Source organism: Bradyrhizobium mercantei, from assembly GCF_001982635.1.
Lineage (GTDB): Bacteria > Pseudomonadota > Alphaproteobacteria > Rhizobiales > Xanthobacteraceae > Bradyrhizobium > Bradyrhizobium mercantei.
Genome location: NZ_MKFI01000020.1, coordinates 1 through 6,719 on the forward strand (window position 1 = coordinate 1; position 6,719 = coordinate 6,719).

Annotated in this window: 5 protein-coding genes; 3 read left to right on the forward strand and 2 right to left on the reverse strand. The window is 70.8% G+C overall.

The window, feature by feature from the left end:
- Together BI327_RS40495 and BI327_RS40500 are read right to left on the reverse strand one after the other, a co-directional pair.
- On the reverse strand, nt 1–1,793 hold a 1,793-nt coding region (locus BI327_RS40495), incomplete at its 3' end, for a TonB-dependent receptor (protein WP_076867220.1).
- A gap of 117 nt (nt 1,794–1,910) precedes the next feature.
- On the reverse strand, nt 1,911–2,918 hold the full coding sequence (locus BI327_RS40500) for a FecR domain-containing protein (RefSeq protein ID WP_076867221.1): 1,008 nt from the start codon (nt 2,916–2,918) through the stop codon (nt 1,911–1,913).
- Nucleotides 2,919–2,998: 80 nt separating this feature from the next.
- On the opposite strand from BI327_RS40500, the gene BI327_RS40505 reads away from it, so the two are divergent.
- The 3 genes from BI327_RS40505 to BI327_RS40515 form a co-directional block, all read left to right on the forward strand.
- Entirely contained in the window at nt 2,999–3,502 is a 504-nt protein-coding gene (locus tag BI327_RS40505) for a sigma-70 family RNA polymerase sigma factor (RefSeq protein ID WP_054430671.1), read from the forward strand.
- Nucleotides 3,489–4,475, forward strand: a complete 987-nt coding sequence (locus BI327_RS40510; protein ID WP_076867222.1) for a FecR family protein — start codon at nt 3,489–3,491, stop codon at nt 4,473–4,475. Before BI327_RS40505 ends, BI327_RS40510 begins: the two co-directional genes overlap by 14 nt.
- A gap of 111 nt (nt 4,476–4,586) precedes the next feature.
- Nucleotides 4,587–6,719: TonB-dependent siderophore receptor (locus BI327_RS40515; protein WP_210191252.1), on the forward strand; the 2,133-nt coding region annotated here is incomplete at its 3' end.

Below are 6,719 nucleotides of genomic sequence, written 5' to 3' on the forward strand. Positions count from 1 at the left end.
CGAGGGCGTCGTGGCGCTCTGGTCGTAGCGGTTGGTGGCGTCGCCGGCCGGCGAGTACGAACGCGTGTTGACGTTCTGGCCGAGGGCGTCGTGGCGCTCTGGTCGTAGCGGTTGGTGGCGTCGCCGGCCGGCGAGTACGAACGCGTGTTGACGTTCTGGCGGCGCGCGCCCAGGGTCAGTTGCACCAGGCCGTCCTTGACCGACAGGGTATCGGCCACGGCCACGCTTTGCAGGATGCTCAGGCTGGTCCTGGTTTCCGGCGAGTAGGCGATCGGCGCGCCCGGATCGGCCAGGCGCGCGGGGTGATAGATGTTGGTGGCGTAGTCCGCGTAGCGCGTCTGGCCCTGCCAGGTGCGCGATTCCAGCCGGTTGCCGCTCAGCACCAGCTGGTGCGTGACGGGGCCGGTCTCGATGCGGCCGCGGATGCCGATCTCGCCCGAAGTGGCCTCGGTCTTGCCTTTCTGGTGGGTCGAGGTGGACAGCGCGTCGCCGTTGTCGCTGACGATGGTGGCGCCCGGCGCCTCGCGCTTGTTGTAGTCGAAGCGGTTGGCCCCGAACGCGCCGAACAGCGAGACCCGGTCGCTCAGGTCGTACTCGGCGCGCACCAGCCCGGTCAGGCTCTGCGCGTTGGACGTGTCGAAGCGCTGCGCCAGGTTGATCTTGGGATCGGGCGCGCCCGGCACCTTGACGCCCGGAGCGACCGTGTAGCCGCGCGCGGCGGCGCGCATCCAGTCGTCCTGGTAGACGATGTCGGCCGACAGCCGCAGCCGGTCGCCGCGATAGTCCAGGCCCAGCGAGCCCGAACCGTTCTGCGTCGACTGGCCGTCGATGCGCGGCTGGCCGCCGCGGAACGCGCCATTCACGCGCAGGCCGTACTGGTTCTGGTCGCCGAAGCGGCGCCCCAGGTCCAGGTGGCCGCCCCAGCGCGAGTCGGACGCGTATTCCGTGGTGAAGCGCGTCAGCGGCGCGTCGTCGGCGCGCTTGGTCACGATGTTGACGCTGCCGCCCACGCTGCCCCACGGCAGCATGCCGTTGAGGAAGGCGCCGGCGCCGCGCAGCACTTCGATGCGCTCCACCGGGTCGGGATTGATGCGATAGGCCGGCACCAGGCCATACAGGCCGTTGAGCGCGATCTCGTCGTTGTCGACGCGAAAGCCGCGGATGGTCAGCGCGTCATAGCGGTTGCCGCTGCCGATCGAGGCGCGCACCGACGAATCGCTGGTGGTCAGCACGTCGGCGATGCTGCCGGCCTGCTGGTCCTGGATGGTCTGGGCGGTGTAGCTGGCGATGCTGAAGGGCGTGTCCATGTAGTCGGTGTTGCCCAGCAGGCCGAGGTGCCCGCCGCGCGCCACCTGGCCGCCGGCGTAGGCCTCGGGCAGCTCGTAGACCGAACGGGCGGTGACGGTCACCGGCGCCAGCGCGGTGACGGGCGCGTCCACGGCGGGCGTCAGCACGTAGCCCTGGTTGGCGCGCTGCATGGCCTGCAGGCCGGTGCCGGCCAGCAATGCCTCGAACGCCTGCGCCGGGCGGTAGGCGCCCTTGAGGCCGGCGGTGGTCTTGCCCTGGACCTGGTCGGCCGTGAAGGTCAGCGCGATGCCGGCGGTGCTGGCCAGGCTGCGCAGGGCCGGCGCCAGCGGGCCGGCCGGAATGTCGTAGGACGCCGCCGCCTGCTGTGCCGGCCGGGAAGCCGTGGCGCCCGGCGCCGCGCCCTGGGCTGCCGCCGCGGCGCTGGCGCCCAGCATCAGCGTGGCGATGAATGCGCGGGTCAGCCCGCGCGGAGGGTTCGCTGCCATGTGATCTCTCGAATGAAGTGCTGAAGGAATGAATTGACGTCAGCAGGTAGGAGCAGCGGGCAGCCGGATCGGGCACGCGAAACGGGCGTGGAAATGAAACAATGTGTATCTTGAAACTCAGCCGGCCCTGGGAGCCACCGTGACCCAGTAGCGTGTGACCTGGCGGATGGCCACCGGCAGCGAGTTCGGCAGCAGGGCCAGGATGTGGTCGGTATCGGCGATCGGGAACACGCCCGAAAAGCGCAGGTCCGCCACCGCCGGATCGCAGCGCAGGATGCCGGGCCGAAAGCGCGACAGATTGGCGATGAAGTCGCCCAGGCGTTCGTCGTCGGCGATCAGTTGTCCGCGCGTCCAGGCCAGGGCCTGCGCCGGCAGCGGCTCGGCGCGGGACGGCGCCCATTGCGTCAGGTAGGCCGATTCGCCGGCCGCGACGCGCAGCGCCAGGTCGGGCTGGCGCAGGGGCCGCAGTTCGACCGCGCCTTCCTCGACGCCGACCACGGTCCGGTCCGGATCGAGCCGCACACTGAAGCGGGTGCCCAGCGGCCGCACCGAGCCCTGCGGCGTCCGGACGCTGAAAGGGCGCGGGTCGCCATGCGCGGTCGCCACGAAAATCTCGCCGGCGCGCAACGCGATGGCGCGTTGCGATGCGTCGAACTCGATATCCAGGGCGGTGCCGGTGCCCAGCAGCAGCCGGGAGCCGTCGTCCAGCGTGACCCAGCGCAATTCACCGGTGGCGGTGCGCAGGTCGGCGACCCAGGCGCGCCCGGTCTGCGTGCGGCTGGCCGCCAGGCCCGCCGCGCCGGCGCCGGCGGCCAGCCACAACGGCGCGAACACCAGTTTGCGGCGCGACGGCTTGCGCAGGCCGGCCAACGCGCGCGCGGCCGGCGCCTGTTCCAGGGCCTGGAAGCGGCCGAGCACCGCCTCGACGTGCAGCCAGGCGCGCTCGTGGTCCGGATGCGCGGCGCGCCATTGCCGCCAGCGCTCGCGTTGCGGGCCGTCCAGCTCGCCGGCCATCGCCTGGGTCAGCCAGGTGGCGGCCGCCGTGGCGACCGATTCGGGAATCGGCTCGCCCTGCGCACGGGGGATCCGTCCGGGTGCGGCGGCGGAGGCGTCGTCAGCGGCCATGGTGGCGTCCTTGCATGGAATGCGGGTTTGTTTATGAAAATGGAAACCATTATCATGCCTGACTCTATCGATTGCGCGCCATGTCATTGCGTTCGTCCCGCCCATCCGGCTTCCTGGCCTATTACGAAGAACTGCTCGCGGTCTGGACCCGGAAGCTGGGCTGCCGCGACGCCGCGCGCGATCTGGCCCACGACGCGCTGGTCAAGTGCCTGGAAACGGACCCGGCGCAGGTGGCGCAGCCGCGCGCCTATCTGCACCAGGCCGCGCGCAACGCGGCCGTCGACCAGTTCCGCCGCGACGGCGGGCAGGAATGGGTGCCGCTTGATACCATTGCCGACCACGCCAGCCCGCTGGGCGACCCGATGGCCCAGGCGCGCACCGGCCAGCTGGGCCAGGCGCTGGAAGCGGCGCTGGCGGAATTGCCGCTCAAGTGCCGCCAGGTGTTCGTCTGGCAGCGGCTGGAAGGCCTTACGCAGGCCGAGATCGCCGAACGCATGGGATTGAGCAAGAACATGGTCGAGAAATACATGATTCGCACCGCGTTGCATCTGCGCGAGCGGCTGGGGGCTTATGCGCCCAACTGACGCCGCATCGCCCGGGCAGGCCGGCCGCGAGGCCGGCGCCGACGCCATCCGCGCCGAGGCGGCGCGGTGGTTCGCGCGCGCCCATTCCGGCGAGTGGGACGCCGCGCAGGAACAGGCGCGCGCCGACTGGCTGGCGGCCGATCCGCGTCACGCCTATGAGTACCGCCTGCTGGAATCGATCTGGCAGGCCGCGGACGCCGTCGCGCCCGAGCGCCTGCGGGCCCTGGCCGAAGCGCCGCGCCGCGCGGCCCATTCCGGACGGCGAGCCGCGCTGGCCTTGAGCCTGGGCGCCGCGATCCTCGCCGTCGGCGGCTGGGCGCTGTGGCCGCGCGGCGCGGGCTGGACCGAATACCAGACACAGGTTGGCGAACTGCGCAGCGTGGCGCTGCCCGATGGTTCCCGCGCCGAATTGAATAGCAACAGCCATATCCGCGTGCGTTTCGACGACGCCGAGCGGCGCGTGCTGCTGGTGGCGGGCGAGGCGCTGTTCTCGGTCGAGAAGAACCCCGGCCGCCCGTTCGTGGTGGATGCCGGCCTGGGCACCGCGACCGTGACCGGCACGCGCTTCGACGTGCGCCGCGATGCCGAACAGGTGCGGGTGCTGGTGGAGTCCGGCTCGGTCAAGGTGGCCGGCGCGCACGACGCGGCGGCCGTGCCGGTCACGGCCGGGCAGGGCGTGCGCATCGGCGCGGCGGGGCAGGCCGACCGGGCCGAGCCCGTCGACGTGGCCGCGACGCTGGCCTGGCGCGGCGGCCAGATCCGCTTCAGCAATACCGACCTGGCCAGTGCGGCGCGGGAAGTGTCGCGTTATCGCCAGCAGCCGATCGTGCTGGGGCCGGGCGTCGAGCATCTGACCGTGACCAGCGTGTTCCAGACCCGCGACACCGACGCCTTCCTGACAGCCTTGCCGCACATCCTGCCGGTGCGGGTGCGCCAGCTGCCCGACGGCCGCAGCGAAATCTCGGCGCGCTGACGCTGTTACAAAATAGTTGGCGCGGACATTCAGGTTTTTCCGCCGTATTGCGTCTTCTTCTTGATTCCGTGGGGCATGGGGCCTACCGAGAGCGGATCAGGAGCAGAAGCTGTGGTTCACAAGAAAATGGGACAAGGCGCGCCGGTGGGTGCGCGCCTGACGATGGCCGCGATGGCGGCATTGCTGGCGTTCGGCCCGGGGATGGCCAGCGCCCAGATGACGGCGCCCGTCGTCATCGACATGCCGGCCCAGTCGCTCGACCAGGCGCTCAAGCGGCTGGCCGAGACGCATGGGCTGCAGATCTTCTATGCGCCCCAGACCGTGGCCGGCATGCAGGCGCCGGCGCTGTCCGGATCCATGACGCCGCAACAGGCGCTGGCCGCGTTGCTGCAGGGCAAGCCGCTGCGGCTGCGGCAGGAAGGCTCGGCCACCATCATCGAACCCGAGGCGGCCGGCGCCGCCACCGTGCTGGCGCCGATCGAGGTCAGCGCCTCGCGCACGGCCAGCAACCTGGTGAGTCCGGTGCAGCAGACCATCGTGCTGGAGCGCGACGCCTTGCAGGAACTGCGCACCGGCTCGGACAGCCTGGCCACCGTGCTGGCCAAGACCGTGCCGGGCATGGCCGATTCCAGCCGCACCATGACCGATTACGGCCAGACGCTGCGCGGACGCGGCGTGCTGGTGCTGGTGGACGGCATCCCGCTGAACACCAACCGCGACTCGTCGCGCAACCTCGCCAACGTCGACCCGGCCACCATCGAGCGCGTCGAGGTGCTGCGCGGCAGCAGTTCGATCTATGGCGCCGGCGCCACGGGCGGCATCGTCTCCATCACCACGCGGCCGGCCGGCGGCGAACCGGTGGCCGAGACCACCGTGACCGCCGTCAGCCCGCTGAGCCGGCTGGGCGGCGACGGCCTGGGCGGCCAGCTGCAGCAGCATTTCGCCGGCAGCCAGGGCATGCTGGACTACGCGCTGGACCTGGGCGCGCGCCACAACGGCGCCTCCTATGACGCGCGCGGCCGCCGCATCGCGCCCGAGCCCAGCCAGGGCGACCTGTTCGAYTCSAACATCTACAGCCTGGGCGGCAAGCTCGGCCTGCGGCTGGACGACAAGCAGCGCCTGCAGCTGTCGGCCAGCTACTACAACGCCGACCAGCACTCCAACTACACCTCCGATCCCTCGGTCGGCCGGCTGCCGCCCGGCACGGCGCGCGCGCTGCCGATGAGCGGCCTGGACCTGGCGGACCAGAACCAGATCCGCAACACGCTGGTGAACCTGGAATACCAGCACCTGGACCTGCTGGGCAGCAAGGTCACGGCGCAGATGTACTACCGCGACTACTACACGCGCTTCACGCCGTTCGACGCGCGCGCCGTGGTCACGCGCGGCGGCAACGTCGACCAGGTCATGCAGAACAGCAAGGTGTTCGGCAGCCGGCTCACCATCGACACGCCGCTGGGCGAGCAGTCGAAACTGCTGTGGGGCATGGACTTCAACCAGGAACGCAGCGGCATGCCGATCGACGTGTTCGACGCCGCCGCCTACGACGCCAGCGGCGGCCGGGTGTTCCGCAAGACCGGCCGCCTGACCTACATGCCCGAGCTGACCTCGCGCAGCACCGGCATCTTCGGCCAGCTGGAGCACCGCTTCAACGAGCAATGGTCGGTGCAGGGCGGGGCGCGCTACGAGTACGCCACGGCCCGCTTCGGCGACTTCGTGCCGCTGTCGCAGTCGCGGGTGGCGTCGCCGGCCTCGGTGCAGGGCGGCTCGGTCAGCTACGACGCCTTCCTGTTCAACGCCGGCCTGACCTACGCGCCGGTCCGCGGCCAGGAGCTGTACGCCAACTTCAGCCAGGGCTTCCAGCTGCCGGACATCGGCGTGCAGATGCGCAATGCGCGGCCGGGCTTCGACATCGGCTCGTCCGACCTGCAGCCGGTCAAGACCAACAACTACGAGCTGGGCTGGCGCGGCGGGGTGGGCAACACGACCGCGTCGCTGGCGCTGTTCTACACCACCTCAAAGCTGGGCGATGTGCAGAGCTTCAACAACGGCCTGATCCTGACGCGCACCGAAGAGCGCATCCACGGCATCGAGGCGACGGTGGACTACCTGACCGACGACGAGAAGTGGGGCACGGGCGGCACGTTCACGTGGATGAAGGGGCGCGAGCGGCCCGACAACGGCCAATGGCGCGACATGACCGGCTACCGCATCCCGCCGCTCAAGCTCACCGCGTACCTGCAG

Excerpts from the sequence above, each read along its gene's own strand:
- BI327_RS40500 (WP_076867221.1), bottom strand. The coding sequence starts at position 2,918 with ATGGCCGCTGACGACGCCTCCGCCGCCGCACCCGGACGGATCCCCCGT.
- BI327_RS40505 (WP_054430671.1), top strand. The coding sequence starts at position 2,999 with ATGTCATTGCGTTCGTCCCGCCCATCCGGCTTCCTGGCCTATTACGAA.
- BI327_RS40510 (WP_076867222.1), top strand. The coding sequence starts at position 3,489 with ATGCGCCCAACTGACGCCGCATCGCCCGGGCAGGCCGGCCGCGAGGCC.